The 26,449-nt window shown below is 59.5% G+C and carries 23 protein-coding genes and 3 pseudogenes; 6 read left to right on the top strand and 20 right to left on the bottom strand.

What is annotated here, in order from left to right:
• Window positions 1-191 precede the first annotated feature (191 nt).
• Window positions 192-1,034: pseudogene (locus tag JZI28_RS05385) on the top strand (capsule biosynthesis protein CapA); the annotation flags it as partial.
• Between the two features lie 55 nt (window positions 1,035-1,089).
• Here the strand turns inward: JZI28_RS05385 and JZI28_RS05380 are convergent.
• Complete coding sequence (locus tag JZI28_RS05380) at window positions 1,090-2,022, bottom strand: IS5 family transposase (RefSeq protein ID WP_375697975.1); 933 nt, start codon at window positions 2,020-2,022, stop codon at window positions 1,090-1,092.
• A gap of 65 nt (window positions 2,023-2,087) precedes the next feature.
• Here JZI28_RS05380 and JZI28_RS05375 point away from each other — a divergent pair.
• Both JZI28_RS05375 and JZI28_RS05370 read left to right on the top strand, forming a co-directional pair.
• A pseudogene (locus JZI28_RS05375) lies at window positions 2,088-2,903 on the top strand (polysaccharide biosynthesis/export family protein); the annotation flags it as partial.
• Window positions 2,904-2,907: 4 nt separating this feature from the next.
• On the top strand, window positions 2,908-4,944 hold the full coding sequence (locus JZI28_RS05370; RefSeq protein ID WP_375699477.1) for a capsular polysaccharide biosynthesis protein: 2,037 nt from the start codon (window positions 2,908-2,910) through the stop codon (window positions 4,942-4,944).
• A gap of 52 nt (window positions 4,945-4,996) precedes the next feature.
• On the opposite strand, the gene ribD is transcribed toward JZI28_RS05370, so the two are convergent.
• The 19 genes and pseudogenes from ribD to JZI28_RS05275 form a co-directional block, all read right to left on the bottom strand.
• Entirely contained in the window at window positions 4,997-6,094 is a 1,098-nt protein-coding gene (gene ribD, locus JZI28_RS05365; protein ID WP_375699476.1) for a bifunctional diaminohydroxyphosphoribosylaminopyrimidine deaminase/5-amino-6-(5-phosphoribosylamino)uracil reductase RibD, read from the bottom strand.
• Window positions 6,095-6,236: 142 nt separating this feature from the next.
• Complete coding sequence (gene nrdR / locus JZI28_RS05360) at window positions 6,237-6,704, bottom strand: transcriptional regulator NrdR (protein ID WP_295455042.1); 468 nt, start codon at window positions 6,702-6,704, stop codon at window positions 6,237-6,239.
• Window positions 6,705-6,824: 120 nt separating this feature from the next.
• The gene (locus JZI28_RS05355) at window positions 6,825-7,244 is read right to left on the bottom strand and encodes a secondary thiamine-phosphate synthase enzyme YjbQ (RefSeq protein WP_375699475.1); all 420 of its coding nucleotides are present in this window, start codon (window positions 7,242-7,244) and stop codon (window positions 6,825-6,827) included.
• Between the two features lie 89 nt (window positions 7,245-7,333).
• The gene (locus JZI28_RS05350) at window positions 7,334-7,777 is read right to left on the bottom strand and encodes a hypothetical protein (protein WP_297339654.1); all 444 of its coding nucleotides are present in this window, start codon (window positions 7,775-7,777) and stop codon (window positions 7,334-7,336) included.
• Window positions 7,778-7,864: 87 nt separating this feature from the next.
• Window positions 7,865-8,275, bottom strand: a complete 411-nt coding sequence (locus JZI28_RS05345) for a hypothetical protein (RefSeq protein ID WP_375699474.1) — start codon at window positions 8,273-8,275, stop codon at window positions 7,865-7,867.
• Between the two features lie 200 nt (window positions 8,276-8,475).
• On the bottom strand, window positions 8,476-8,883 hold the full coding sequence (locus tag JZI28_RS05340; protein ID WP_375699473.1) for a hypothetical protein: 408 nt from the start codon (window positions 8,881-8,883) through the stop codon (window positions 8,476-8,478).
• A 177-nt stretch (window positions 8,884-9,060) separates the two neighbouring features.
• A complete protein-coding gene (locus JZI28_RS05335; protein ID WP_297339657.1) occupies window positions 9,061-9,369 on the bottom strand; it encodes a hypothetical protein in 309 nt (102 codons plus the stop codon).
• A gap of 103 nt (window positions 9,370-9,472) precedes the next feature.
• Window positions 9,473-10,009, bottom strand: coding sequence for a DUF4166 domain-containing protein (locus tag JZI28_RS05330; protein ID WP_375699472.1), 537 nt, complete (start codon window positions 10,007-10,009; stop codon window positions 9,473-9,475).
• Window positions 10,006-10,434: a thiol-disulfide oxidoreductase DCC family protein gene (locus tag JZI28_RS05325; protein ID WP_375699471.1), complete on the bottom strand. Its 429-nt coding sequence runs from the start codon at window positions 10,432-10,434 to the stop codon at window positions 10,006-10,008. The genes JZI28_RS05330 and JZI28_RS05325 overlap by 4 nt, the downstream gene beginning before the upstream one ends.
• Before the next feature lie 36 nt (window positions 10,435-10,470).
• Window positions 10,471-10,959: a hypothetical protein gene (locus JZI28_RS05320; protein ID WP_375699470.1), complete on the bottom strand. Its 489-nt coding sequence runs from the start codon at window positions 10,957-10,959 to the stop codon at window positions 10,471-10,473.
• Between the two features lie 30 nt (window positions 10,960-10,989).
• Window positions 10,990-11,747, bottom strand: a pseudogene (locus JZI28_RS05315) (IS5 family transposase).
• A 103-nt stretch (window positions 11,748-11,850) separates the two neighbouring features.
• The gene (gene rpoD / locus JZI28_RS05310; protein ID WP_295455060.1) at window positions 11,851-13,845 is read right to left on the bottom strand and encodes an RNA polymerase sigma factor RpoD; all 1,995 of its coding nucleotides are present in this window, start codon (window positions 13,843-13,845) and stop codon (window positions 11,851-11,853) included.
• A gap of 127 nt (window positions 13,846-13,972) precedes the next feature.
• The gene (dnaG, locus tag JZI28_RS05305) at window positions 13,973-16,003 is read right to left on the bottom strand and encodes a DNA primase (protein WP_375699469.1); all 2,031 of its coding nucleotides are present in this window, start codon (window positions 16,001-16,003) and stop codon (window positions 13,973-13,975) included.
• A 1-nt stretch (window position 16,004) separates the two neighbouring features.
• Window positions 16,005-16,343: a hypothetical protein gene (locus JZI28_RS05300; RefSeq protein WP_295455064.1), complete on the bottom strand. Its 339-nt coding sequence runs from the start codon at window positions 16,341-16,343 to the stop codon at window positions 16,005-16,007.
• A gap of 36 nt (window positions 16,344-16,379) precedes the next feature.
• Window positions 16,380-16,916 carry a sarcosine oxidase subunit gamma gene (locus JZI28_RS05295; protein ID WP_375699468.1) on the bottom strand — a complete coding sequence of 179 codons (537 nt, stop codon included), beginning with the start codon at window positions 16,914-16,916 and terminating at the stop codon, window positions 16,380-16,382.
• Entirely contained in the window at window positions 16,909-19,854 is a 2,946-nt protein-coding gene (locus tag JZI28_RS05290; RefSeq protein WP_375699467.1) for a sarcosine oxidase subunit alpha family protein, read from the bottom strand. The genes JZI28_RS05295 and JZI28_RS05290 overlap by 8 nt, the downstream gene beginning before the upstream one ends.
• Window positions 19,851-20,120: a sarcosine oxidase subunit delta gene (locus JZI28_RS05285; RefSeq protein WP_375699466.1), complete on the bottom strand. Its 270-nt coding sequence runs from the start codon at window positions 20,118-20,120 to the stop codon at window positions 19,851-19,853. The genes JZI28_RS05290 and JZI28_RS05285 overlap by 4 nt, the downstream gene beginning before the upstream one ends.
• 69 nt (window positions 20,121-20,189) lie before the next feature.
• Complete coding sequence (locus tag JZI28_RS05280; RefSeq protein WP_375699465.1) at window positions 20,190-21,443, bottom strand: sarcosine oxidase subunit beta family protein; 1,254 nt, start codon at window positions 21,441-21,443, stop codon at window positions 20,190-20,192.
• A 335-nt stretch (window positions 21,444-21,778) separates the two neighbouring features.
• Complete coding sequence (locus JZI28_RS05275; RefSeq protein WP_297339834.1) at window positions 21,779-23,209, bottom strand: Glu/Leu/Phe/Val dehydrogenase; 1,431 nt, start codon at window positions 23,207-23,209, stop codon at window positions 21,779-21,781.
• Window positions 23,210-23,554: 345 nt separating this feature from the next.
• Here JZI28_RS05275 and JZI28_RS05270 point away from each other — a divergent pair, with 345 nt between their 5' ends.
• The 3 genes from JZI28_RS05270 to JZI28_RS05260 are packed head-to-tail and all read left to right on the top strand — an operon-like array spanning window position 23,555 to window position 26,445.
• On the top strand, window positions 23,555-25,300 hold the full coding sequence (locus JZI28_RS05270) for a pilus assembly protein TadG-related protein (protein ID WP_375699464.1): 1,746 nt from the start codon (window positions 23,555-23,557) through the stop codon (window positions 25,298-25,300).
• Window positions 25,297-25,842 (top strand): TadE/TadG family type IV pilus assembly protein, encoded by a 546-nt coding sequence (locus tag JZI28_RS05265; protein WP_295455076.1) that lies wholly within the window; start codon window positions 25,297-25,299, stop codon window positions 25,840-25,842. The genes JZI28_RS05270 and JZI28_RS05265 overlap by 4 nt, the downstream gene beginning before the upstream one ends.
• A gap of 3 nt (window positions 25,843-25,845) precedes the next feature.
• The gene (locus tag JZI28_RS05260; protein ID WP_295455077.1) at window positions 25,846-26,445 is read left to right on the top strand and encodes a TadE/TadG family type IV pilus assembly protein; all 600 of its coding nucleotides are present in this window, start codon (window positions 25,846-25,848) and stop codon (window positions 26,443-26,445) included.
• Window positions 26,446-26,449: the final 4 nt, after the last annotated feature.

Genomic DNA, 26,449 nt, shown 5'->3' with positions numbered 1-26,449 from the left:
TCAGATGGGCGGCAAGTCTTTCTGTCGCAGCCAAGCGGCAGAGATAGACGCTGGTCTCATCGGTTGTTTCGGAATACCCCTAAAGTGGCATAGCGCCCTTGTTGGCGATCCAGGCCATAGTTATGCCCCAGTCCGGTGCTATGAACCGAAGCCAGATTACCAGAACTTTAACCACCAAAGCCGCAATCCTGATGCAACACACCAGCGCTGTCCAACCCGTCTTTCTGTTCCTTCAGGGACCTCATGGGCCGTTCTTCAACGCCTTGGGGCGGATGTTGCGCACTGCAGGCTGCAGCGTTTGGCGCATCGGTTTCAACGCCGGCGATCAGGTCTTTTGGCGCGACAAGGCACAGTATCTGCCCTTTCGCGGCGCCCTTGCGGATTGGAAAGGTTTTTTTGAGCAAACCTGCCAGGACAAAAACGTCACCGATATTGTCCTGTATGGCGACACTCGGCCCATCCATGCGCAGGCGGTCGCAACGGCGCAGGCCCTGGGGTTGCGGGTGCATGTGTTTGAAGAGGGATATCTGCGCCCCTATTGGGTCACCTACGAACGGGATGGCTCCAATGGCAATTCACGGCTGATGCGGACAGATGTGACTGAGATGCAGGCTGCTTTGGAGCTCTCGGATATGGAAGCGCCGCTGCCACCCTCCCATTGGGGCGATATGCGGCAGCATGTATTCTACGGCGCGCTGTATCATTGGTTTGTCATGTTCTGGAACCGCAAGTACCGCAACTTTCAGCCCCATCGCGCGATCCCTGTTACCCGCGAGTTTCAGCTATACCTCAAACGCTTGCTGCTGATGCCCCTGCAGGCGCTGGAGCGTCGGCTCGCCACCTGGCGCATTCGCAACGGTGGCTTTCCCTATCATCTGGCGCTGTTGCAATTGGAACATGACAGCTCGTTTCAGATGCATTCCCCCTTTGACAGTATGTCCAGCTTTTTGGCCGAGGTAATTTCAGGATTTGCCGCGGGTGCCCCCCGCCACCACCATTTGGTGATCAAGGCTCATCCGCTAGAGGATGGCCGCAGGCTCTGTTGCACAAATCGGCTGAATGCCGAGGTTGCCCCTTCCCCAGACGGACTCACCCCACGGGCTCTGTGACGGGTATGCCAAGCGCGGTGTAGCCGTTCAGCACGGCGATCCGGATTTGGAGTTCCGCGACCTGACGGTCGAAGTCCCGTGCCATGAGCCTCTGGCCCAGCAGTTTCACGCAATGCATCTTCGTCTCGACACGGCTCCGGCGGTGGTATCCGCTCCATCGTCGCCAGAGGGCGCGGCCCAGATATTTTGATGCTCGCACGGCCTCGTTCCGGGCTGCGGCACCGGCTGTGACGGTCTTCCATGGCTTGGCATTCTTGCGGGGCGGGATGACGGCATGTGCGCTGCGGTCGGCAATGGCGTCGTGGCATTTGCGGGTATCGTAGGCGCCGTCTGCGGTGACACTGCCGATCTCAACCTCCGGCGGGATCTGGTCCAGCAGGTCGGGCAGCACTGGCGCATCTCCGATGTGGCTCCCGGTAATCTCGACGGCTCGGATCTCCAGCGTTTCCTCGTCGATCCCGAGGTGGATCTTGCGCCACACACGCCGTTTGGGGCCGCCATGCTTGCGGGCGTGCCATTCGCCTTCGCCCTCGACCTTGATCCCGGTGCTGTCGATCAGAAGGTGCAACGGACCCTTGGAGCCACGATATGGAATGCGTACGGCGAGGGTCTTCTGGCGGCGGCTCAACGTGCTGAAGTCGGGCACCGTCCAGTCGAGGCCAACAAGCCGCAACAGGCTTTCGACGAAGCCGGTCGTCTGCCGCAGCGCCATGCCGAACAGAACCTTCATCGTCAGACACGTCTGGATGGCGGTGTCACTGTAGGTCTGCTGGCGGCCACGCCTGCCTGACGGCGCGGCATCCCAGCTCATCTCGGGATCGAACCAGATCGTCAGCGAGCCGCGGCGCTTGAGCGCTTCGTTATAGGCTGGCCAGTTCCTGGTCTTGTAGGTCGGTGGTGTCGGTCTGCTCATGCAACCCAGCTACCACGCTGGATTCGCGAGATGAATCCCTCACAGGATTTGTGCAACAGAGCCCCAGCAATGCCACCGCGCTCGAGGAAGTTCAGGTCGACAGCGCCGGCTATATCTTTGTGCCCTATGCCGGGCGATTGCGCGCCTCTGGCAACACCCCAGAGCAGCTGCGCGAAGAAATCACCAAAAAGCTGGAAGATCAAACCCCAGATCCGCAGGTACAGGTGCGCCGTGTGGCCGGGGATGGCTCCACCGTCAGCCTGACGGGCGCCGTGGGCGGCCAGGGCGTCTATGCCATTGAGCGTCCGACCAGAACCCTGTCCACCATGCTGGCCCGGGCCGGCGGTGTGGCTATTGAGCCCGAAATTGCCCAGATCACCGTGATCCGGGGCGGCGAACAAGGCAAGATCTGGTTCCAGGATCTGTTTAACCACCCCGAGTTGGACATCGCCCTGCGCGGCGGCGACCGCATTCTGGTCGAAGCCGACAGCCGCTCCTTTACCGCACTTGGGGCCACCAGTGCCCAGGCGCGGGTGCCGTTTGAAAGCCAGGACCTGTCCGCGCTGGAGGCCATCGCACAGGTTGGTGGCCTGATTTCCACCACCTCTGATCCCACCGGGGTATTCATCTTCCGCAACGAACCGGCAGAGATTGCCAATCAGGTTCTGGGGCGCGACGATCTGGTTGGCGCCCAGCGGATGGTTTATGTATTGAACCTGACCCAGCCCAACGGATTGTTCATCGCCCGTGACTTTGTGGTGCGTGACGAAGACACGCTATATGTCACCGAAGCGCCCTATGCACAGTGGACCAAGACAATTTCGCTGCTGGCCAGCCCGCTGACACCGCTCGCCAGTGTTGAGACGCTGTTTGGCGGCTGAGGATATGACCGGCGCAACAGCCATATCAAAAGCCGGGGGCTCAGGCTCCCGGCTTTTTGTTTACAATGGGGGCTTTGTCACCCAATCACGGCTGCGCCGGATCCTTGGTCTGGCGGGGTATAATCTCCGTCTCGGGCTGCCACAGAAAAACGATCTGGTGGGCATCTGGGGCAACTCTCCCACCGCCCATCGTGGCCGCGCTGTCGCCGCCAAATACGGCGCGGACCTGCTACATGTCGAAGACGCCTTTTTGCGCTCCATCCATCCCGGTCGCGCCTCAGGAGAGCCGCCCCTGGGGCTGCTTCTGGACCGCCGGGGCGCGCATTTCGACCCCGCGCAGCCCTCTGATCTGGAAGAGCTGCTGGCAACCCATCCGCTGGATGACAGCCATATGATGCGCCGCGCCCGCAATGCCATTGGCCGCTTGCAGGACGCACATCTGAGCAAATACAACGCCTTCCTGCCCAGTGCGCCGCTGCCGGATCCCGGCTATGTGCTGGTGGTAGACCAGCTGCGCGGCGACGCCTCTGTCACCGCCTCCAAAGCCGACCGCGCCCGGTTTTGCGAGATGCTGGTCTTTGCCCAGCAGGAACACCCCGGCGCCCGCATTCTGATCAAGACCCACCCGGAAACCCGCGCCGGCCACCGGCCTGGGCATTTCACCGACAAAGACGCACAGGGCCGGGTCGAGATGTTCAGCGATGCGGTCTCTCCTTGGGGGCTGCTGGAAGGGGCCATTGCGGTCTATACCGTGTCCTCGCAGCTGGGGTTTGAGGCCATTCTGGCCGGTCACAAGCCGCGCGTCTTTGGCCAGCCATTCTATGCCGGCTGGGGCTTGACCGAAGACGAAGACCCGGTGGCGCGGCGACAGCGCAAACTCACCCGTCCACAGTTGTTTTCGGCGGCGATGTTTCTCTATCCCACCTGGTATGACCCCTACACTGACCGCCTTTGCGAGCTGGAGCGGGTCATTGACACCCTGGAAGCCGGCATCCGCGCCTGGCGTCAGGATCGGGCCGGCTGGGTGGCCTCTGGCATGCGGTTGTGGAAACGCAAACCGCTGCAGGGGTTCTTTGGTCAGACCCGGAAGTTGAAATTCACCGAAGATCCAGAAGAGGCCCACAAGAGTGGTCGCAACTGGATGGTCTGGGCCAGCAAGGCCGGGGCCAAGACCCATGCCGGCGCCACCCGCGTCGAAGACGGGTTCCTGCGCTCGCGCGGATTGGGCGCCGATCTGGTGCCGCCGATGTCGCTGGTGCTGGACCGTCAGGGCATCTACTACGACCCCCGGCAGCCGTCGGATCTGGATGATCTGATCACCCAGCGCGCTGATCTTGGTCCCGCCGAGGCCCTGCGTGTGGAGGCGCTGATTCAGCAGCTGATCCGTCACAGCCTGTCGAAATACAACCTCTCGGGCGAGCCCCCCGCCCTCCCCGCTGGCCATCGCATCCTGGTCCCCGGGCAGGTCGAGGACGACGCCTCGATCAAAGCCGGATGTGGGCGGATCAAGAGCAATCTGGCCTTGCTGCGCGCCACCCGCAAAGCCAACCCAAAAGCGGTGATCATCTACAAACCCCACCCGGACGTCGAAGCCGGGCTACGCCCTGGCAGCCTGCCAGAAACCGGGGTTCCAGAGAACCTGGCGGATGTCGTCGCCAGCAACTGTGATCCCATGGCGCTGCTGGATGAGGTCCAAGAGGTCTGGACCATGACCTCGCTATTAGGGTTTGAGGCGCTGTTACGCGGCGCCAAGGTCACTACGCTGGGCCTGCCCTTTTATGCCGGATGGGGGCTCACCACCGACAAACGCACCGCACCGCCCTGGCGCTCGGCGCGGCCGGATCTGCTGGGCCTGGCCCATGCGGTGCTAATTGACTACCCGCGCTATTATGACCCTATCACCGGGCGCCCCTGCCCGCCCGAAGTGGTGGTGGAGCGGTTGATTTCGGGGCAACTGCCACGGCCCAGCCTGCGCAACCGCAGCCTGTCAAAGCTGCAGGGGCTCTTTGCCACCTACGCGCCGCTGTGGCGACGGGGTTAGCGTAGATAACGGGGCTAGCGCAGATCTAAGACGAGGCCGAGACCGGCAGGCTTTAGCTCGCCCGGCGCCAGCGGTGCATCACATCCGCGCCTACCGGGCTGGTTTCCATAAGGCTGAACCGGTTGGCAGCCTCCAGATTATGCAGCCCCAAGGCCCCGATCGACGGCAGTCCCTCAGCACCAATGCCCAGACCAGCGGTAAAGCCGATCAGCTCATCCACCAGATCAAAGGCCAGAAGCGACGCCGCCAGCGCAGAGCCACCTTCGCAGAACACCCGCGTCAGCCCGGCATGTCCCAACTGTTGCAGGATATCATGGGGATCCAGCTGCACACCGCGACTGGCACAGGGCAACAGGCGCGCGCCCAGCCCCTCCCAGGCGCGTTTGCGTTCTATATCCGCTCCCTGCCCATGACATAGCCACAGCGGCACCTCAGCGGCGGAGGTGGCCAACTGACTGATCAGCGGGAGGTCCAGGTGCCGGGAGATCACCACCCGCACCGGCTGATGTTCGATGCCAAGGTCGCGCACCGTCAACGAGGGATCATCCGCCCGCGCCGTGCCCGCCCCCACCATGACCGCATCATGGCGCGCCCGCATCGCGTGCACCGCGCGGCGCGACTCTGGTCCGGTGATCCATTTGCTTTGGCCAGATCCGGTGGCAATCCGGCCGTCAAAACTGCTGGCCATCTTAAGCGTCACCAGTGGGCGGCCCTGTTCTGTTTTATAGAAAAATCCGGCGTGATCGCGCGCGGCCTCTTCTGCCAGCACCCCAACCTGAACCTCGACACCTGCCTGGCACAGCATTTCGAACCCCTGCCCCGAGACCCGTGGATCGCTGTCGCCAACAGCAGCCACCATCCGGGCAATTCCGGCATCAATCAGCGCCTGGGCACAGGGTGGCGTATCGCCGTGATGGGAGCAGGGCTCCAGGGTGACATAAGCAGTGGCGCCGCGGGCCTGATCGCCCGCCTGGGCCAGCGCCACGACCTCCGCATGGGGACGCCCGCCGGGTTGGGTCCAGCCCCGGCCAACAATGCGCCCCTCGCGCACCAGAACACAGCCAACCGCAGGGTTGGGCCAGCAATTGCCCTGGCCACGCCGCCCCAGCGACAGCGCCAGAGCCATAAATCGAGTATCCGTTTGGGTCACGTCTCGCTACCTATCTGTTGTCGTGCACGCGCCCGGATCAGGCCGATGCCAATCCGGGCGCAAAACAGGTCTTTCAGTCTAGTCTCGTTTCATTCCCAAACCACCGCAACCCCTTGATCAGAACAGAGCGGCCAAAGACAGGTTACTCTTCCTTGGGGGTGTGGGGGCGCAGTTCGTGGACAAAGTCCTCAAAATCATCTGCCGCCTGGAAGTTCTTGTAGACACTGGCAAAGCGCACATAGGCCACGGTGTCGATCCGGGCCAGCGCCTCCATCACGATCTCGCCGATCTTGCTGGAGGAGATATCCGTCTCCCCCATGCTTTCCAGCCGTCGCACAATACCCGAAATCATCTGATCAATACGTTCGGGATCGATGGGGCGCTTTTGCATCGAAATGCGAATCGAGCGTTCCAGCTTATCGCGATCAAAATCCTCGCGCTTGCCGTTGGTTTTCACCACCACCAGGTCGCGCAGCTGCACCCGCTCATAGGTGGTGAAACGGCCACCACATGCGGGGCAAAACCGACGCCGACGGATTGAAACGTGATCCTCGGCGGGGCGTGAATCCTTCACCTGAGTATCGATATTCCCGCAAAACGGACAGCGCATCTGCGGATCCCCTTTTCCTAACACGAGCCATTTGTGCTAAAACTTGCACAGTTATCCACAACTATAGGCCAGCCGCTAGGAATTGGGTAGTGGGGAAATTCAACCGCTAGATCAAGCGGCTCAGCCGCTGATATGGGCCAGGATTTGACGCCTGTGCGGTGCGTCACGATGTTCAAACAGATAGATCCCCTGCCAGGTTCCCAGCGCCAGGGCGCCACCAGAAATGGGGATCGACAGGCTAACCGGGAGCAAAGCTGCCTTGATATGCGCCGGCATGTCATCCGGCCCCTCGTAGGTATGACGCAGATAGGCCATCGCAGGATCGGTCGAGGGCGGAACCAGACGCGAAAAGAAGGCCTGCAGGTCGTCCTGCACCTCTGGGTCGGCATTTTCCTGTATCAACAGCGAACAAGAGGTGTGGCGCACAAACAGGGTAAGCAGCCCCTGCGCACACCCCACTTCTGCCAGCCAGCCCCGCACATCGCGCGTGACCTCATAAAGTCCCGGTCCATGGGTGGCGATTTGAAACTGTTTCTGCATCGGGAAGGCTCCGCTCTAGGCCGCAGTATTATTCACAAGCCCCTAGGGGGGCGAGGCTGGTCTTGGCCATCCAGCCCCCACCTGAGCGGTCAGTTGAAAGGAAAGCGCGGATCATCAAAGCGATCGTAGCAATAATTACGTGCTGTTGCCGCGTTCAGATTATCACCTCGGATCTTCACGCTTAGCGAGTAGCCTGTGCTGGTATCGCTGCCCGGTGGCGGTGTCAGCGCAAACTGCACCGATTTACGGCCGGGACGATTAACCGAGGGTCCGATTTCCTGCCAGATGTAGATCCGCTGCGTCGCCTGTGTGCGCAATTGGCGAATGGCAAAATCACCGATGCCACACCAATAGTCCTGCGCGCCGGAGCCAACTCTGTTGACCACCTCCCAGACACCCTCTGATACCGGCAGAACCTCGTGGCGGTTCCAGGCGCGCCAGGCCTGAGCGCTCAACGGGAGGCAGACCAGACCGGCCAGAAGCCCCGCCATCAGACCGGTTTTGATCCCGTTTGTGCTGAACGTCCGCTGCATTACAAAAAGTCGCCTTCTGACTGGGGCCGCATTCGCCCTGCAGGGAGTATCATATCAGATGCAGGCCCGCTCGACAAAGGGAGCCACTCAAAACCCAACAGGCAATTGGTTACACAGGTTGAAGGCATTGCGAACCCGCATATTATCCCCACGGCGCAGCGCATTGACGTTGGAATAAATGCCCTTCTCGGGGGAGCCTGCCAGCCTGGGCTGCAGGGTGAACTGTACCGCAGAGCGCCGGTTTGTGGTTTCGCTCGCCCCGCGAGACCTGGAAATGTAAATCTGCGCCTCCCAGGGCGCCTTGAGCGCGCGCTGCGCATAGTCGCCAGCCGCACACCAGTAATTCCGCCCCAAGCCACCAGGCGAGGGGATCACTTCAAAAACAGCATCAGAGACAGGATTCACCCGGCTCCCATCGCGGGCCGTGAACGCATTGGCCCCCGAAACTGCCAACCCCATGAAGGCGAGCGTAAAAACTGCGCAAGAGAGATTTTTCATGTCACACCCTTCGTTTCCAGTAACGGGCCCAAATGCGTCATATCCCGCCCATCTGGCACATAGTTCATGCACCTAGAAGGATAGAGGAAGAGGTCCGAGATGGCCAATCACGTCGATGTGCGACACAGATCTGCTGGTCGGTTGTGGGTCGCCCCACCCCGAATTGCAGCCCCTGATACTTTTGCTGGTCGGCAGAGGGATTAATACCGCACAGGCGATTGATCACAGTAGCTGCGCGCCTGCTGCACCGACATGCTGTTGCCAGGCTTGATCCCCAGAGACAGCCACCCCTGTAGCGGTGCCGATACGCCCACCTGTTGCGGCGACAGGGTAAACTGCACCGCAGAGCGCCGTCCAGTTGTCACGCTGGTGTTGCGCCCCTGAACAACATGGATGCTATCCTGCCACTGGGCGCCTTTCACCCGACGGGCATATTCCGAGGCGCCGCACCAGAACTCATCAAAAGTTCCCGAGGATTTTGGGATCACCTCAAAGATCAACTCATTCACTGGATTGACCCGCACACCTCTCGAGGTGGTAAAGGCCTCAGCCGCCAAAGGCACAAAAAGCGCCGCAGTCAGGCCAACGGCCATAAAGGTATTTTTCATTCGATGCGCTCTCCGGTTTTGACCTACATAAGAGGCCAGCCACAGTGTTCCAAGAGCGACGGAGCAAGAAACCCATAGCGGGGGCGATGCACAAAGCCTTGAGGCCTGCCCTCGCTGACCCAGGGCCCATGCCCCGGGCCAGCCAGTAAAAAACCGAGACGATCTAGAGGCAGGCGCCTAAACGGCGTGTTTTACTGCTGCGCCAGGGAAGGGAATGATTTCAGCCCCAAGACCCTTGCCCAGGCTTTGCTCCAGGATATCCAGCACCGCTGCATCGGGGGAGTTGCCCTGTTCAGGGTCAAACTGCGCACGCGCCTGTTGCCGCAACATCTCGCGGGCCGGCTCTGCATCCAAGGATTTTAGGGTGTTTCCCTGTTCCTTCAGGGCGGAGACCATAAATTCATTGGCATCGGTCAGGTTTTTGAGCGCTTCCAGCTGCTCTTGCAGAATGGTCAGCGCCTCAGTCAGGTTTTGATTCGCAGACATCGGTCCCCCTTAGGCGTTTTTGATCTCGAATAGGTAGCGAGATGGTTCATTAGGTTATATTGGGCGACACCGCCCGGCTGCAAGCAGAGGTGTTAACAAATGGTTAACGCGGCTCCGGCACGTCAAAACTGCCTTGGTAGCGGATCAGCAACCCAATCAGCGGCAGACTGGCAGAGATATCAAAGCCAAACCCGCCATCCGGCGTTTGAAACTCTGATGAGGCGGATTTCGGGGTCAACAGGCGCGGCAGTGGCAGACCCAGAAAGCTGGCCCCCAGCACCTGGACGGCCAGCACCTCGCCTTGCATCTGCACCCCCATACGGATCGCAACTGGGCCGAACTGTTCTACCGCGCAGGCATGCCTGCTGTCATACCTCAGGTAGGAGCGGGTTTTACGGGTGCCAAAGCGCCGCGTCCAAATATGACCGTCTCCCTGCGGGGTTGTGGAGATTTCAAAATCCACGTCGCGTCCCGGTGCAGGAAAGCCGGCAAGCCGGACAATCAGGCGCGCCAGCAGGTTGCCCGATGTGATATCGGCCCGTCCCCTGTAGCTGCCAGATCCCGCCGCATGAAACCGCGCAACTGTCGCAGGCACGGCCAATCCCTGCTCTGCAATAATGCGGCCAAAAGCGTCGCTCATGCATGCTCTTCCGGCTGTGCAGGGATCCAATCCAGAAACCGGGCCTTCACCTCTGGGCTGGGCACCATGCAGGTGGCGGTGCGGCCAAAGAGACGATAGCGATTGCGCGCAACAGCATGATAGAGCGGGTCTTTCACGACCCTGGGCAAAAAGCGGCACAGCCCCAGAACAGGCCAGATCCCCGGTAGGGCACGCATTGCAGCGGCAAAGGCATCCAGCCGCTGGTAGCAACGGCCCTCGACAAAGACCAGATTGGTTTCAAAATCATCCACCGGCAGCCCCTGTTCGCGGTAGAGCCGCTGCCCCAGTGCCGACTGCGCCGTCGCAAAGGAGAACCGCTGCGCCCTGTCATGGCGCAGCATGAACTGAAAGAACCGCGAGCACAGCACACATTCGCCATCAAAGACGATGAGGTCTCCCGTCATTTCGGTAGGAGTATCTTCGCATCGGCTGTCCACCACCTATTGCCAACTCTCGGCTTCAAGCGAATACACCTGTCCGGCGCGCTGCTTGGCCTCAAACAGGGGCAGACCGTAGCCGGAGCTCTTCACACTACCGCTGTCACAGTGCAAATGCGCCAGCTCACGACCGCCTTGTTCGACGACAATACCGCCGCTTAAGGGCTGAACTGCATCCGGATCTTTCTCTTGGTTGTAGTAAACCGTGTAAAAGGTTCCCGCATTTTCAAGCGTGAATGTTTCCCAAATCGACCAACCAATGCCCGGCCAGGGCACCATGTTTACGTCCCGCACATTTCGCTGCAGCGCCAAATCCGGCTTGGCCCCACTGCGGCCAAAGGCATAGCTCACCTGCTCGCCTTGCAAACAGGTTGTCAGCTCTTTGCTGCCGCCTTGTAAAGAACAGGAGACCAGAACTTCTGATCCGGTAGGACAGGCCATCGCAGGCATGGCTGAAACCACAAACAGAAGAGATGAAATAAAAAGACGCAAGACATAACTCCAACTAGGGCCCGTGGACATTCATCTTGAAGCGATGATGACAGCTGCGAGATGCCAGTTGGCAGCATAGCTGGACGCTGTTTTCTCGTACCGGGTCGCTATGGCTCTGAATTCCTTGATCTTTGCGAAGAAATTCTCGATCAAGTGCCGCCATTTGTAGGCGTGTTTATCGTAATCGCGCAGGAACTTGCGGTTCGCTTTCGGTGGGATGATGGCGGTGGCACCGCGCGCATCGAGTTCTGTGAGCAGCCAATCGGCATCAAATGCCTTGTCGGCCAAGAGAGCATCAAAGGCCACGCCATCGATGAGCGGTTCGACGCCCTTCATGTCGTGAGCCTGACCAGGCAGGAGTACGAAGTCAGCCAGGTTTCCTAGGGCGTCGACCAAAGCAACGATCTTGGTGGTCAATCCGCCACGCGACCGCCCGATGGCTTGATTTTGAGTCCCCCCCTTGCGCCGCTCGCCTTCTGGTGAGCCTGAACAATCGTGCCGTCGATCATTGCGTATTCGAAATCTGGATCCCCACTGATTTCCTTGAAAATTCGCTCGAATACGCCGCCCTCAGCCCATCTGCGAAACCGTCGGAACACGCTGTTCCAGTTGCCGAAATAAGCAGGCAGGTCACGCCACGGCAACCCTGTCCGCACACGCCATAGCACGGCTTCGAGAAACAGACGATTATCCTTGCCCGTCACACCCGCATCGCCCTCCTTGCCAGGCAAGTGCGGCGCGAGGCGAAGCCAGACGTCATCTGTCAACACAAACCGCTCTTCGTTCATTCAAACCTCCATTTTGGAAGCTTGAATCAGAATTCAGACCGGTTGGGAATCCTGAATGTCCACGGGCCCTAGAAAAAAGGCGCCCCGTAGGGCGCCCTTCTTACTACTGATCCAGGAAGCTGCGCAACTTGCGGCTGCGGCTGGGGTGCTTCAGTTTCCTGAGCGCCTTGGCCTCGATCTGGCGGATCCTCTCACGGGTCACGCTAAACTGCTGGCCGACTTCTTCCAGCGTGTGGTCGGTGTTCATGCCGATGCCAAAACGCATCCGCAAAACCCGTTCTTCGCGCGGGGTGAGCGAGGCCAGAACCCGGGTGGTGGTTTCCTTGAGGTTTTCCTGAATGGCGCTGTCCAGTGGCAGCACGGCATTCTTGTCCTCGATGAAATCACCCAGCTGGCTGTCTTCTTCGTCGCCAATTGGCGTCTCAAGCGAGATCGGCTCCTTGGCGATCTTCATCACCTTGCGGACCTTTTCCAGCGGCATCTGCAGCTTTTCGGCCAGCTCTTCCGGCGTCGGCTCGCGGCCAATTTCGTGCAGCATCTGGCGACCGGTGCGGACCAGCTTGTTGATGGTCTCGATCATATGCACCGGAATACGGATGGTACGGGCCTGATCCGCAATAGAGCGGGTGATGGCCTGACGGATCCACCAGGTGGCGTAGGTCGAGAACTTGTAACCACGGCGGTATTCGAACTTGTCTACCGCCTTCATCAACCCGATGTTGCCTTCCTGAATGAGATCGAGGAACTGCAAACCACGGTTGGTGTATTTCTTGGCAATCGAGATAACCAGACGCAGGTTGGCCTCGACCATTTCCTTTTTCGCCTGACGGGCCTCTTTTTCGCCTTTCTGAACCTGCTGCACGATGCGGCGGAATTCAGAGATATCCAGACCAACATATTGACCCACCTGGGCCATATCGGCGCGCAGTTCTTCGACCTTGTCGGTCGAGCGCTCAATGAACATCTGCCAGCCCCGGCCGGGCTTTTCGCCCATGTCGGACAGCCAGTTGGGGTCAAGCTCACGGCCGCGATAGGCTTCGACAAATTCGCGACGGTTGATACGGGCCTGGTCCGCCAGTTTCACCATCGAGCTGTCGATCTGCATAACACGGCGGTTGATGCCGTAAAGCTGGTCAATCAGCGCGTCGATACGGTTGTTATGCAGATGCAGCCCGTTCACCAGCTCAACAATTTCAGAGCGCAGCGACTGGTAGGTCGCCTCGTCTTTTTTGCCAAACGAGCCGTCCTCGTTCAGGGTTGCCGAGATCCGGCTATCCTGCATCTCTGACAGCCGGGCAAAATCTGTCGAAATATGCTCCAGCGTGGTCAGCACCCGATCCTTCAGGGCCGCTTCCATGGCGGCAAGCGACATATTGGCCTGCTCGTCTTCGTCGTCATCATCATCCGTGGCAATCGGATTGCCATCAGCATCCAGCTCCTGGGTTTCTTCCTTGGCGGGCGCAGCTGCAGCGGGCGCGGCTCCTGGAACCACGGGCACCACGGGTTCTGCGGCTTCACCGTCTTCATCCAACTGGTTGCCAAAGGTGGCTTCCAGATCGATCACGTCGCGCAGCAGGATGTCCTCTGACAGAAGTTCGTCGTGCCAGATGGTGATCGCCTGAAAGGTCAGCGGGCTTTCGCACAGCCCGGCGATCATGGTGTTACGGCCGGCCTCGATGCGCTTGGCAATGGCGATCTCGCCTTCGCGGCTCAGCAGTTCGACCGTGCCCATCTCGCGCAGATACATGCGCACCGGGTCGTCGGTCCGGTCCAGCTTCTCAGAAGCCGCTCCGGCAACCGCTACTTCACGCGGGCTATCGGCGGAAACCAGTTCGGTTGAGCCCTTCTGCTCTTCCTCTTCGACTTCCTCATCTTCGATAATATTGATGCCCATTTCCGACAGCATCGACATCACATCTTCGATCTGCTCCGAGCTCACCTGATCGGGAGGCAGCACCTGGTTGAGCTGGTCATAGGTGATGTAGCCCTTCTCACGGGCTTCGGCGATCATCTTTTTGACCGCGGCCTGGCTCATGTCCAGCGAGATTTCAGCGTCCTGATCGTCAGGCTTACGGTCGTCGTTATCTTTGGCGGCCATTCATTGCTCCCTAAGAGGCTGGGCGATTCGGATGAGCGAATCATTAGCGCGATCGTGTGATTCGTCACCCGGTTTAGCGAATTTTCTTTGGCTCTTCCTTAGCAAAACGACACGCGGGCTGCACGAATCACTTTTGAGAGAAGCCGATTCTGTCCAAAAGGGCGCCAAAAGCATCGAGTTCCTCGCGATCGAGTCGCGCGCCATTCTCGCCCACATCAAAGTTGGCCTTGTCCTCGTTCTCGCTGCGCACCGCGCGATTTCGCGCTTCGGCCGCCTGCTTCAGACGCCAGGTCAAAGCCTCATCCGCCAGTCCTGTCAGGTCTTCTGCGGCCTCAGCCAACTCTGCATTCAACCCCTGCAGGGCCTCCAGTTTGGCGAATTCTTCGGCCAGGGTCTGCCGGGCCGCGTCAAAATCACTGGGTCTGCGCAGGCAGGGGATAATTGCCACGTGGCCAAGCGTCATCAGATTTTCAAGGGCTTGACCCCCAAGATTCTCAATAATGCGATCTTTCAGCTGCTGCGGCGTATCGATGCCAAACCGCAACACTTGGTCCCTGAGACGGCTCAGATCTGCGTCAGCACAGAGCATACGTTCCAGGTTTCCCTCGAACTCAGCGATCATATCCGGCGTCGAGATCGCTACCGCCAGCACCACTGCCTCGCGGGCGCGGGCGATTTCTGCCTCATTGGCAGCCACCACCAACGAGCTGCGGGTGCTGGCCATGGGGGCCGGCGCGACCTTCTGCCCTTTCCAGGGTCTGCGTGCGCCATCGCCAAAGCCGCCCTTGCGGCCTGGCTTCCAGGTGCCGCCGCCCTGCCATCCATCGCCAGAGCCGCCGGGGTCAAAGTCACGATCCCGGCCTTCGGGGCGATTGCCACGAAACAGCTCCCAGCGCAGATCCTTGATATCCTCGCCATAGTGTTTGCGGATCGACGGGTCACGGATCAGTTTGATCTTTTCCCGCAGCGCCTTATCCAGAGTGGCCTTGCGCTCGGGGCTGTCAAAAACCTTGCCCTCGGTTTCGCGTTGCCACAGCAGCTTGACCATCGGCATGGCCTGATCCAGCACCGCCTGCACCGCTTCTGGCCCCTTAGCTTTGATCAGATCATCCGGGTCCTGCCCGTCTGGCATAATGGCAAAGCGCAGGGATTTACCTGCCTGCAACAGTGGCAGGGCCAGATCAATCACCCGCATGGCGGCGCGCAGACCGGCGGTGTCGCCATCCAGCGCGATGATTGGCTCATCCGCCATCCGCCACATCAGCTGCAGCTGGGTCTCCGTCACCGCCGTGCCCAAAGGCGCGACGGCGGACGGGAAGCCTGCCTCGGACAGGGCAATCACATCCATATAGCCCTCAGCCACGATCAGGGGCGTACCGCGACCAGCCGCTGCCCGCGCAGGGGCGTGGTTGTACAGGCTGCGGCCTTTGTCGAACAGCTCGGTCTCGGGCGAGTTCAGGTATTTGGCATTGTCGTTCGGATCCATGGCGCGCCCGCCAAAGGCAATGGCGCGGCCACGGGCGTCGCGGATCGGAAACATGATCCGGTTGCGAAAGGTATCATAGGACCGCCCGCCCTTGGTTGAGGGCTTGGCCAGACCGGCGGCCATGATCAGCTCTTCGGGCACGTTTTTGCCACGCAGATGATCCCAGAGGTTCTGCCAGCCATCCGGCGCAAAGCCGATCTCCCACCGATCCAGGGCCGGTGGGGTGAGGCCACGGCGCTGCAAATAGCTGCGCGCTGCTGTCGCGTTATTGGTTTTCAGCTGCAGGCGGAAGAACTGCACCGCCTGTTCCATCACCTCGATCAGCTGCGTGCGGCGGTCCTGTTTTTGCTGCGCCTTGGGATCGCGGGCTGGCATCTCCATTCCCGCCTCCCGCGCGAGGATTTCCACCGCCTCCATAAAGCCGACATTTTCGGTTTCCTGGACAAATTTCAGCGCATCACCTTTGGCCTGGCAGCCAAAGCAATAGTAGTAACCTTTGCGGTCATCCACATGAAAGGACGCGCTTTTTTCATGATGAAAGGGGCAAGGCGCCCAAAGATCGCCCTTGCCGGTATTTGACTTGCGCTGGTCCCACATGACTTTGCGCCCGACAACATCAGAGATGCTGATCCGACTGCGCAATTCATCCATGAATCCAGGTGTCAAAGACATATCAGTTTGATTTCAACTGTCGTTTCATTTCCTGAATCTGATCCCAGTTTTCCAGGCATTGCTGTTCCAGCAGCGGGCCAAATTCCGTCGCCTTCAGGTCCCGGCGCTTCATGGCATAGATGTGCTCGGCCAGCTGCGGGATCGCCTTGGAATATTGTTCTGGCCAGTCGGGCTCACTGTCAAGAATGACCTGTTCGACATCTGTCTTGCTGACACGGTCCAGACGGGCGGCCTGAACCGCGGCCATGACCTGGCCCTGATATTTACAGCTGTCTTCTTTTCTGTCGGCAGCAGAGGCAGGCGCTGCCAAGAGAACGGCGGCAAGGGTGATGCGGATCATGGATCGCTCCCGGAATCAGTTGAAGATCCCGGCAGATTACCTCCGCGCCGCCCAAGCTTCCATCGCTGTTTTAAGATCATGGTGCAATGTCTGCGCCATGGATCGGAACACCATGATCTGAAACCGATCTTTATCAAGGCGACAAAGGGAAGCCATCATGTGTTTGGCCTCGGTGCGCACAGATGCCCCAACCGCAAACCGCAGATCCACCGGGCAGAGCCGCGCCAGGACATCCTCAGCCTCAGGCCCCGCCAGCTCCATCACCGCCCAACCAGCACTTTGGTCCGTAAGGGCCGCATGCCTGGCCAGGCTTGGATCCGGCTGTGGCCCCATCAATAGCGCCAGGTCGCGGCCAAACCACAAGACCCGCGCCCCCTTGCCAGAGGTCGAGCCATTCACTCCCGGAAAGCCAACCCCATGCGCCTTCGTCAGGGCCTTGTCGAGCGCCTGCTGTTCGCCTTGGTAGGGGGCCAGCGTGGTCAGGGTCTGTGGCTTGCTTTCGGTCATGCTAAGTAAGCCGATTTTGAGCGGCTCAAGGCCATCACAAGCGGTTTTGACAAGCAGTTCAGCCACGGGTCCGTTCTCCTTCTGGGTCGTAAAACACCGGCTCAACCACTTCGCAGAGCGTATCAATACCGCGCATATGGTCCACCAGGCGGATCTCATCCCCGATCCGGCTTGCCCCCCGCTTCAAAAAGCCAAGCGCAATCATATGTCCCAGCTCAGGTGAGAACCCGGCTGAAGTGACATAGCCCTGGTCATGCACCCGCTCCACCGGGTCCTCAGGCGTAAAGAGATGGGCGCCGGCACTCAGCTCCTTTACCGCGCCAAGGGGTTTCAGCCCGATCATCTGCATACGGTCCGCATCAACCAACCCAGGACGATGGGCCATGGCCTTGCCGATAAAGTCCTTCTTCTTGGACAACATGCCCGCCAGCCCCAGGTCATGGGCTGTCACTGTGCCATTGATCTCGGCATGGGTAATAAACCCCTTTTCAATCCTCAGCACATTCAGCGCCTCCATGCCGTAGGCGCCACCACCCAGTGCTTCGGCGCGCGACAACAGGGTGCGGAACAGGCTGTCACCATACCCCGCAGGCAGGGCCAGCTCATAGGCCTCCTCCCCAGAGAAGGAGATCCGGAACAGGCGCCCCTTTACCCCCATGACTGAGACCTCACCACAGGCCATAAAGGGCCAGCTGTCACCGTCAATTGGAGCATCTAGCAGCCCGTTCAGCAGCTCACGCGACTTGGGGCCTGCAACGGCAAACTGCGCCCAGTGCTCTGTGACGGAGGTAAAGCGCACATCCCACTGCGGGCGCAGCACCTGGGCGATAAATTCCAGATGCGCCATCACCTCACCCGCCGCTGCGGTGGTGGTGGTCATCACATAATGGGTCTCCCCCAGCCGCGCGCAGGTGCCGTCATCCATGACAAAGCCGTCTTCGCGCAACATCAACCCATAGCGCACGCGCCCCTGCTTCAGCGTGCTGAAGGTATTGGTATAGACAAAATCCAGCAGCTTGGCCGCGTCCGGCCCCTGAATGTCGATCTTGCCCAGCGTTGACACATCGCAAACCCCAACGGCGCGGCGCACCCACATGGCCTCACGATCACAGGACTGCCGCCAGTTGCTCTCGCTCTGCTTGGGGAAATAGGCCGCCCGGTACCACAGCCCAACCTCCAGCTGGCTGGCCCCGCGCTCCTCTGACGCGTTGTGCGAGGTCAAAAAGCGCTTCGGTTTGAAACCCTGATCCGCCGCCCCGGCCCCCATGGCGCCAATTGATACTGGCACAAACGGCGGCCTAAAGGTGGTCGTCCCTGTTTCGGGGATCGAGCGCCCGGTCACATCTGCCAGCACCGCCAAGGCCGCCACGTTGGAATTCTTGCCCTGATCCGTCGCCATGCCTTGGGTGGTGTAGCGCTTCATATGCTCAACCGAACGGAAATTCTCTCCTGCCGCCTGGGTGACATCCTTCACGGTGACATCGTTCTGAAAATCAAGCCAGGCACGGCCCTTGCCGGGCACCGCCCAAAGCGGCGCAATTTGATAGGCCGCATCCTCGGCAACAGGCACATCAGCCCGCGCGCCCGGCACGCCCAGCGCGTCCAGCACTTGACCGGCAGCCTCAGCCCCTTCGTTCAGCGCGCCTTGGGTCGAGAACGTCCCGTTGCAAGCCCCCACAGCCCGCAACCCCGGCACCGCACCAGGGGCGGGCACAAAGGCCAGCACCTCACGGCGCCAGACAGGCCGCGCATTCAGATGGCAGGTCAAATGCACCGAGGGGTTCCACCCCCCCGACATCGCCAGGCAATCTGTCTGGATCCGTTCTTCACCACGCACCGACCGCACCGTGATGCTTTCCAGCCGCCTGCCACCACTGGTATTGCAGATCTGCGCCCCCTTCATCACCGGGTACAGATCACTGTCTGGCGCGTCATGGCGACTGTCGATCACCGCCGCAACATGCACGCCAGCCTGTGCCAGATCCCGGGCCGTCCGATGGGCATCATCGTTATTGGCAAACAGCGTCACCCGCTCTCCTGGCGCAACCCCCCAACGGTTCAGGTAGGCGCGCACCGCGCTGGCCATCATCACCCCGGGCCGGTCGTTGTTGCGAAAGGCCACCGGGCGCTCAATCGCCCCAGCCGCCAGCACACAGTGTTTTGCTGCAATGCGCCAAAAACACTCACGCGGACGATGACACTCCTTCAAAGAGTGCCGCCGCATCTCATGCTGGCTCACCCGTTCCAGCGCCCCATAGGTGCCCTGATCATAGGCGCCCGTGACCGTCGTGCGCGCCATCAGGCGCACATTCGGCATCGCGCCCAGCTCTGCCAGCACCTCCTGCAACCAGACATCTGCGGGTTGGCCATCGATCTCTTCCTGCTCAACCAAAAGACGCCCGCCCAGACGGCTGTCCTCTTCCAGCAGCAAAACATCCGCCCCCGCGCGCCCCGCCGTCAGGGCCGCCATCAGCCCCGCAGGACCAGAGCCAACCACCAGAAGATCACAAAAGGCATAGGCCTTTTCGTAACAATCAGGATCTGCCTCTCCAGATAACGCCCCAAGCCCCGCCGCGCGGCGGATCATCGGCTCATACAGCTTTTCCCAGAAGGCCGCGGGCCACATGAAGGTCTTGTAATAAAACCCGGCCCCAAAGAACGGCGCCGCCAGATTGTTGACCGCCAGAATATCGTGCTCCACCGAAGGCCAACAGTTCTGACTACGCGCCTCAAGCCCCTCATAAAGCTCCTGCGTGGTGGCGCGAATATTGGGGTCCTGTCCGGGGCCATGCCCCAAAGTAACCAGCGCATTGGGCTCCTCGCTGCCTGCCGTCAGAATGCCACGCGGACGGTGATATTTAAACGACCGTCCCACCAGATGAATATCATTGGCCAACAAAGCAGAGGCCAGCGTATCCCCCTCCAGCCCCATCAGATGCCGCCCGTTGAAGGTAAAATTGACGGTCTTGCCTCCGGCGCTGAACCCTTTCCCCGCGATCCTCATTCTGTCCCTCCCAAACCCACAGCAGAGGCCAGCTCCACCTTCAGGATCTCATGTGTCGCAGTATTGCGCGTCACACTGAGCCAGGCGCCACAGCCCATCTCGTGATACCACAGCTCCGCCAAAACCCCGGCAGGGTTCTCCCGCAGGTTCACATATGCATGCCAGTCGTCCAACCCGGCATCCAGCCCAGGGCGCTCCAACGCCGCGCCCTTGACATAAAACTCACGTCGGTCGCGTTCGCCACAATGGGGACAGTGGATCCTCATGCCTGACACTCCTGCTTCATCTTACCCAAAATACCTCCGCCGGAGGCATCCAGCCAGAGCCCCAAGGACCTAGTGGAGATTATGTTGCGCACCGGTTCCCTCCTCATCCATCATCCCGTAGCCACTGCGAAACCGGTCCAGCTTGAACCGGGTCGCAGCCCCGTGGGGGCGATCCGTGGCAATCAGATGGGCATAGGCATTCCCCGACCCCGGCGTCGCCTTGAAGCCGCCATAACACCAGCCGCAATTCAGATAGAGACCCTCAATGGGAGAGTGATCAATAATCGGCGATCCATCCGGGGTCATATCCATAATGCCACCCCAGCTGCGCAGCAGTCGCGCCTTGCTGATGGCGGGCACCATGGCAACGCAGGTCTCCATGGTATGTTCCGCCATCGGCAGATTGCCCCGCGCCGCATAAGAGCTGTAAAAATCCAGATAGCTGCCAAAGACCAAACCGCCCTTGTCAGACTGGCTGATATAAAGGTGCCCCTCGGCAAAGGTGATCACCTGATCAACCAGCGGCTTCACCCCTTCGGACACAAAGGCCTGCAAGACGTGGCTCTCAATCGGCAGGGTCAGCCCTGCCATGGCCGCCACCTGACCGCTGCGTCCGGCTGCTGCCAGGGCAACCTTCTTGGCCCGGATTGGGCCGCGCGCAGTCTGCACCCCGGTCACCTTGCCGCCCTCCACGTCGATGCCGGTAACCTCGCAGTTTTGGATCAGATCCACCCCACGCCGATCCGCGCCCCGGGCAAAGCCCCAGGCCACGGCGTCATGGCGTGCAGTCCCGGCCCGGCGCTGCATCAGCGCGCCCATGATCGGAAAGCGGTTGTTGTCAAAATTCAGATAGGGGGCCAGCCTGCGCACCGCCTCACGATCCAGCAGCTCGGCGTCATCCCCCTGATTGATGATCGAATTCCCCCGCCGCACCGCCGCGTCCCGCTGACCGTCATTGTGATAGAGATTGAGCATACTGCGCTGGGACATCATCACATTGTAGTTCAGCTCCTGCTCCAGCCCCTCCCAGAGCCGCAGCGAATGTGAATAAAACTCAGAGTTGCCCGGCAGGTAATAATTGGCCCGCACAATGGTGGTATTGCGCCCGACATTGCCACCGCCGAGATAGCCTTTCTCCAGAACCGCAATATTGGTGATCCCATGTTCGGCAGCAAGATAGTATGCGGTGGCCAGCCCATGGCCGCCGCCGCCAATGATCACCACATCATATTCGCGCTTTGGGTCCGGGTCGCGCCAATGCGGCCCCCAGCCCTTGTTGCCGGTCAGCCCTTCCTTGAGCACCCGCCATCCCGAAAAACCCATTGCAGCCCTCCCGCGTTTCATCCTGCCCGACACCCCCAGCTGCGGGGTGGTAAACCTGTGATATTGCTAGCGGCTTTGCCGCAGGACGCCTAGCCCCAGAGGGGAAAATTCCTGAGACAAGCGTGCTCTTGCCAGTCTTTGCACAGGAAATGTACACATATGTCTAGGCCATTTCGCGACTTTCCCTGCCGCTTCTGGGCCTTTGTGGTGCGCCCCCAGCGTTAATTGGGCCGCCTGCCCCGCAAGCCCGGTCTCTGCATGGAGACGCCAAAAAAATGGCGGGCACCAGGCCCGCCATCAAGATCAGAAAACCGATCCGTGCTTTGATTACGCCCTCAAAGCCCCTTGGCCCGGTAGCTGGCAGCTACTTTGCCGATAGAGACCAGATAGGCAGCGGTGCGCAGATCGGTGACATCATCGCGGCTGTGCCAGACTTCACGCATGGACTGATAGGCAATCCGCATGGTGTCATCCAGACCCGAGCGTACCAACTCCAGCTCATCAGCGCCGCGCAGATACTTCTCTTTGAAGCCCTCGGTCAGCGTCCAGGTTTTCCCCATGCTGTCTGACAGGCCTTCCAGCTCATCGACCACCAGCTGGTGGCGTGCTTCTTCCTGGCGACGCTGCATCCGGCCAAAGCGGATATGGCTCAGGTTCTTGACCCACTCAAAGTAGGAGACCGTCACACCACCAGCATTGGCATACATATCCGGGATGATAACGGTGCCTTTGTTACGCAGGATTTCATCCGCACCCGCCGTCACCGGACCATTGGCGGCCTCGATGATCAGTGGCGCCTTGATGCGATCCGCGTTGGAGAGGTTAATCACCCCCTCCAGCGCCGCCGGGATCAGGATATCGCACTCTTTCTCCAACAGCTCCGCGCCATTTTCCAGCAAAGTCGCATCCGGGTAACCGGAAATGCCGCCATGTTTGACGATCCAATTGTGCACCGCCTCCACGTCCAGACCTTCGCTCCGGTACAGGGCACCGTCGCGTTCGATCACACCGGTGATCAGCGCGCCATCTTCCTGGCTGAGGAATTTGGCAGCGTGGTAGCCCACATTGCCAAGCCCCTGCACGATGACACGCTTGCCTTTCAGCTTACCCTCAAGACCCGCCTTGGCCATGTCTTCGGGATGACGGAAAAACTCACGCAGCGCATACTGCACCCCACGCCCCGTCGCCTCGACCCGGCCGGCGATGCCACCGGCATTCAGCGGCTTGCCAGTGACACAGGCACGGGCATTGATATCGGTGGTATTCATCCGCGCGTATTGATCCGCGATCCAGGCCATCTCGCGCTCGCCGGTGCCCATATCAGGCGCCGGCACGTTCTGGCTGGGGTGGATCAGGTCGCGCTTTGCCAGTTCATAGGCAAAACGGCGGGTGATCAGTTCCAGTTCATGTTCTTCATATTTGCGCGGATCAATGCACAAACCGCCCTTGGATCCGCCAAAGGGGGCTTCGACCAGGGCACATTTATAAGTCATGAGCGCAGCCAGGGCCTCGACCTCATCCTGATGCACATTGATCGCATAGCGAATGCCGCCTTTGACCGGTTCCATGTGCTCGGAATGGACTGAGCGATAGCCTGTGAAGGTCACCATTTCACCACGCAGCCGCACCCCAAACCGCACCGTATAGGTGGCGTTGCAGACGCGAATTTTCTCCTCCAACCCAGGCGGCAGGTCCATCAAAGCGACTGCTCTGTTGAACATCAGATCAACACTCTCGCGGAAGCTGGGTTCTTGGGGGCTGCTCATTGGCGGTTCTCCGTGCTCTGTCAACGACTGATTCCTATCGTTAGAGCAACTCTATGCACGGAAGTTTAAAGAGTGCGACCTTTTTAACCATTCCATTTCGAAATTCACTAAAAACTGATCCTTACTCCGATTCGACTTTACCAAAGTCCCGCACCCCGCATTTTGGCAAGAAACCGTAAACAATCGCCCCGTTTGGCACTCAATTGCCTTTGTATTAAGAAAATTGAAACTAAATGGACTTGCGGCCGCCCCATTTCCGCCATCTTCCCAAATCAAATATGAATGAGACCAAAACCCGTTTCACTCCTATGCCCCCTCTATGAGGGGCCGAAGAGGCTGTTGTTCATGACACTGCGCCACACGACCGTCACGGCTCTCCCCCTTAGCGTCCTGCACCAAGGCGTTAACCGGCTGCGTGCATTCCGCCGCGACGAAAGCGGCGTCATGGCCTATCCGACGGTTGCCTTTTTCCTGGCGATGCTGGCGGTTGGCGGCCTGGGTGTGGATCTGATGCGGATGGAGCGCGACCGGACAATGCTGCAATACACCCTGGACCGTGCGGTTCTGGCTGCTGCAGATCTGGACCAGACCCAACCCCCGGCTGTTGTGGTAAAGGACTACCTGAACAAGGCGGGCCTGGGCGAGCATTACACGCCACCAGTTGTGGAAACCGGGTTAGGCTATAAGCGGGTGCAGGCGACCATCAACTCCACCTTCGAGGCCCATCTGATGCGGTTCTCTGGCGGTACGGATCTGCCGATCTATGCCACGTCCAAAGCAGAAGAAAGCATCGACGGGTTGGAGATTTCGCTGGTTCTGGATGTGTCCGGTTCAATGAACTCAAACAGCCGCCTGACCAACCTCAAGCTGGCAGCAAAAGATTTTATCGACACCATGGTGGCCAACACCACTGAGGGAAAGATGTCGATCTCGGTGGTGCCTTATGCGACGCAGGTCTCTTTGCCAGATGACCTGATTGGTCAGTATTCCACAGTGGGCGAAAATGAGTATTCCAACTGCATCAATTTTGAGGCTTCACATTTTTCCCAAGCGCAATTGCCGACCAGTGAAACACTAAAACGCACCATGCATTTCACCCCTTGGGGATACAGCAATCGGGATATGCGGACCTATTACAACAGCCCACGCCTGATCCAAGACCCGGTTTGTGACCCGCGGCAGTCGCGACAAATTCTGCCGCTGCAACGGGATGCGAACACGCTCAAAAACTTCATTCAAAACCTGTCCGCCGGGGGCAATACTTCGATTGATATTGGCATGAAATGGGGCACCGCGTTGCTGGATCCCTCTGCGCGTCCGGCAATCTATGCCCTGTCGACCGGCAATGACGCCTCTGTGCCAGGGGATTTTTCAGATCGCCCGGTCGACTACACCGATACAGACACAATCAAGATCATTGTCTTGATGACAGATGGTCAGAACACCTCGCAGTATTTTGTGAACAACCACCGCCGCGATGGGCCATCCGGCGTGCATTTCTCCAAAATCGTTGGGCGGGATGACATTCGATACAACACCGGCGCTGCCTCGTTGAAGGTCTACTCCACCTATGATGCCTATAATGATCGCTACTACTGGCACCTGCCCCATTACCCAAAATGGGCGGACCACCCCATTGGCACCGGAAACAGCACTTTCTATGACTGCGACCGCTACGGAAACAGCTGTCGCTGGATGTCAGAAAATGCAGACCCGGTGGACAATCCACCCTACGTGCAACACCTGAACTACAGTGAACTGTTTGCCCGGACCTCGCTGAAGTACCTGTATCGCTACATTTTTGATGACTGGATGGATTTCTATCAAGCGCGAAATACCTGGTATTATGGGATCTATTCCAGCTACGGCAATGGGACCAAGAACAATCGCACACGCAGCGTCTGCGCGGCGGCCAAGGCCAAGGGCATTGTTGTCTACACCATCGGCTTTGAAGCCCCCAGCAATGGGGTCGCGGTTCTGCGCGACTGCGCCAGCACCGATTCCCATTACTTTGATGTGAACGGACTAGAAATCAAAGACGCCTTTGCCTCTATCGCCACATCGATCCGCCAGCTGAGGTTGACCCAATGATTTTATCCTCTGCAAAACGCCTGTTCCGGCGCTTTCGCGGCGACACAAAGGCCACCGTGACCGTCGAATTTGCAATTCTGATGCCGCTGTTCTTTATGCTGCTGACCTCGACCGTCGAGCTGGGCATGGTTGTCCTGCGCCAATCCCAGTTGGAACGCGCTTTGGACATCGCGGTGCGCAACATTCGCCTGACCACCGGGTCAGCCCCGCAACACGATGTCGTAAGGGATCAAATCTGTGACCTCTCAGGCTTCATCGACAATTGCTCGACCTCATTGCGACTGGAAATGGTGCAGCTCGACCCCTTTGCCTGGGTGGACGTCAATGAACAGGTCGACTGCATCAGCAAACCCGAAGAAGTGTTGCCGGTGCGTGGCTTTTCTAACACCGGCAGGTCCAACGACCTGATGCTGATCCGCGCCTGCATGCGGTTTAAGCCCTTGTTCTCTGGCTGGGGGTTTGGCGAAAGTCTCTCCACTGCCGACCCCGAAGGGCTGGTCAGCCTGGTGGCCGTGTCCGCCTTTGTGCAGGAGCCGAAGTAAACCATGTTTTCTCCACTGATCAAATGTCTACGCGGCTTTTCCCGCAACACCAAAGGGACAGTAACGGTCGAGTTTGCGATCTATATGCCGCTGCTTTTGTGGCTGTTTGTCGCCATCTACACTTACTTTGACGCCTTCCGGCAGGAAACCGTCAACCTGAAAGCCGCCTATACCATCTCGGATTTGATCTCTCGCGAGACCACAACGCTGAACGACACCTACATCGACAGCATGTACAAGATGAGCCAGCTGCTGATCCGCTCGGACTCGGCGATAACCCTGCGCATTTCAGTGGTGCGCTGGGACGAAGACAGCAACCGCTACTACGTGGACTGGTCAAAAGTTCGCGGCGGGTCCTTGGTCGCCTGGACCAATGCAACCATCGGCGCAGTCGAAAGCGACCTGCCGACCATGCCGGATGAAGAACGGGTTATTCTGGTTGAGACCCGCAATGAAATGAGCCCTGCATTTAACGTCGGGCTGCCACAGCTGGACATCAACAACTTTGTCTTCACCCGGCCCCGTTTTGCGCCGCTGGTGCGTTTCGAAGGCGACCTCGGCAGCGGTGGCGGCCATGACGATGGCGCAGGATCCACGGATTAAGCCA

Origin of the sequence: Pseudophaeobacter sp. TrK17, from assembly GCF_042192375.1 — a bacterium.
In the GTDB taxonomy this organism is placed as follows: domain Bacteria; phylum Pseudomonadota; class Alphaproteobacteria; order Rhodobacterales; family Rhodobacteraceae; genus Pseudophaeobacter.
Note: the sequence above shows the minus strand (reverse complement) of the source record. Positions and strands in the feature narration are given on the sequence as shown.

Excerpts from the sequence above, each read along its gene's own strand:
- JZI28_RS05260 (WP_295455077.1), top strand. The coding sequence starts at position 25,846 with ATGTTTTCTCCACTGATCAAATGTCTACGCGGCTTTTCCCGCAACACC.
- JZI28_RS05275 (WP_297339834.1), bottom strand. The coding sequence starts at position 23,209 with ATGAGCAGCCCCCAAGAACCCAGCTTCCGCGAGAGTGTTGATCTGATG.
- JZI28_RS05265 (WP_295455076.1), top strand. The coding sequence starts at position 25,297 with ATGATTTTATCCTCTGCAAAACGCCTGTTCCGGCGCTTTCGCGGCGAC.
- JZI28_RS05270 (WP_375699464.1), top strand. The coding sequence starts at position 23,555 with ATGACACTGCGCCACACGACCGTCACGGCTCTCCCCCTTAGCGTCCTG.
- dnaG (WP_375699469.1), bottom strand. The coding sequence starts at position 16,003 with ATGTCTTTGACACCTGGATTCATGGATGAATTGCGCAGTCGGATCAGC.
- JZI28_RS05345 (WP_375699474.1), bottom strand. The coding sequence starts at position 8,275 with ATGAAAAATCTCTCTTGCGCAGTTTTTACGCTCGCCTTCATGGGGTTG.
- nrdR (WP_295455042.1), bottom strand. The coding sequence starts at position 6,704 with ATGCGCTGTCCGTTTTGCGGGAATATCGATACTCAGGTGAAGGATTCA.
- JZI28_RS05290 (WP_375699467.1), bottom strand. The coding sequence starts at position 19,854 with ATGAGGATCGCGGGGAAAGGGTTCAGCGCCGGAGGCAAGACCGTCAAT.
- JZI28_RS05355 (WP_375699475.1), bottom strand. The coding sequence starts at position 7,244 with ATGCAGAAACAGTTTCAAATCGCCACCCATGGACCGGGACTTTATGAG.
- JZI28_RS05340 (WP_375699473.1), bottom strand. The coding sequence starts at position 8,883 with ATGAAAAATACCTTTATGGCCGTTGGCCTGACTGCGGCGCTTTTTGTG.
- JZI28_RS05350 (WP_297339654.1), bottom strand. The coding sequence starts at position 7,777 with ATGCAGCGGACGTTCAGCACAAACGGGATCAAAACCGGTCTGATGGCG.
- JZI28_RS05335 (WP_297339657.1), bottom strand. The coding sequence starts at position 9,369 with ATGTCTGCGAATCAAAACCTGACTGAGGCGCTGACCATTCTGCAAGAG.
- JZI28_RS05300 (WP_295455064.1), bottom strand. The coding sequence starts at position 16,343 with ATGATCCGCATCACCCTTGCCGCCGTTCTCTTGGCAGCGCCTGCCTCT.
- JZI28_RS05325 (WP_375699471.1), bottom strand. The coding sequence starts at position 10,434 with ATGACGGGAGACCTCATCGTCTTTGATGGCGAATGTGTGCTGTGCTCG.
- JZI28_RS05280 (WP_375699465.1), bottom strand. The coding sequence starts at position 21,443 with ATGGGTTTTTCGGGATGGCGGGTGCTCAAGGAAGGGCTGACCGGCAAC.
- JZI28_RS05285 (WP_375699466.1), bottom strand. The coding sequence starts at position 20,120 with ATGAGGATCCACTGTCCCCATTGTGGCGAACGCGACCGACGTGAGTTT.
- rpoD (WP_295455060.1), bottom strand. The coding sequence starts at position 13,845 with ATGGCCGCCAAAGATAACGACGACCGTAAGCCTGACGATCAGGACGCT.
- JZI28_RS05370 (WP_375699477.1), top strand. The coding sequence starts at position 2,908 with ATGACCGGCGCAACAGCCATATCAAAAGCCGGGGGCTCAGGCTCCCGG.
- JZI28_RS05380 (WP_375697975.1), bottom strand. The coding sequence starts at position 2,022 with ATGAGCAGACCGACACCACCGACCTACAAGACCAGGAACTGGCCAGCC.
- JZI28_RS05330 (WP_375699472.1), bottom strand. The coding sequence starts at position 10,009 with ATGAGCGACGCTTTTGGCCGCATTATTGCAGAGCAGGGATTGGCCGTG.